Source organism: Vibrio sp. UCD-FRSSP16_30 (genome assembly GCF_001676025.1).
GTDB lineage: Bacteria > Pseudomonadota > Gammaproteobacteria > Enterobacterales > Vibrionaceae > Vibrio.
Map to the genome: position 1 here is coordinate 1 of NZ_LZFW01000080.1, position 636 is coordinate 636.

Sequence of the window (636 nt, forward strand, 5' to 3'; positions counted from 1 at the left end):
CAGAAAATGAAGGCGCAAAGTTCTGGCTCAATGTTTTGACAGAGCTTAACCAACGTGGCGTTGAGGATATACTTATAGCTTGCGTGGATGGCCTCAAAGGTTTTCCTGATGCCATCAATACCGTGTTCCCTGAAACACACATTCAGCTATGCATCGTTCACATGGTACGCAATTCTCTGAAATACGTCTCTTGGAAAGACTACAAAGCGGTCACGGCTGATTTGAAACGAGTATACCGTTCGGCAACAGAAGACGAAGCGTTACTTGAATTAGAGCGGTTCGGTGAAACCTGGGATGCACAGTACCCTCAAATAACCAAGTCTTGGCGTAATCACTGGCAAAACTTGAATACGCTATTTAACTACCCGCAAGATATTCGAAAAGCAATTTACACAACCAATGCGATTGAATCACTCAACAGCGTGATACGTAAGGCTTTGAAGAAGCGTAAAATCTTCCCAAATGATGAAGCGGCAACTAAGATGGTTTATCTAGCGATTAAAGATGCCAGTAAAAAATGGACTATGCCCATTCAAAACTGGCGTCAGGCGATGAGTCGATTTATCATCGAGTTCGAAGACCGTGTCGAGAAGCACATAAACTAAATGTCAGTTACACAGAATCTGTTACAGCCTC

Annotated in this window: 1 protein-coding gene; it reads left to right on the plus strand. The window is 43.2% G+C overall.

The genetic code is table 11. From position 1 onward, the window contains the following. The coding region (locus tag A9260_RS15800) for an IS256 family transposase (protein WP_156684003.1) at positions 1–605 on the plus strand (605 nt) is incomplete at its 5' end. Positions 606–636 lie beyond the last annotated feature (31 nt).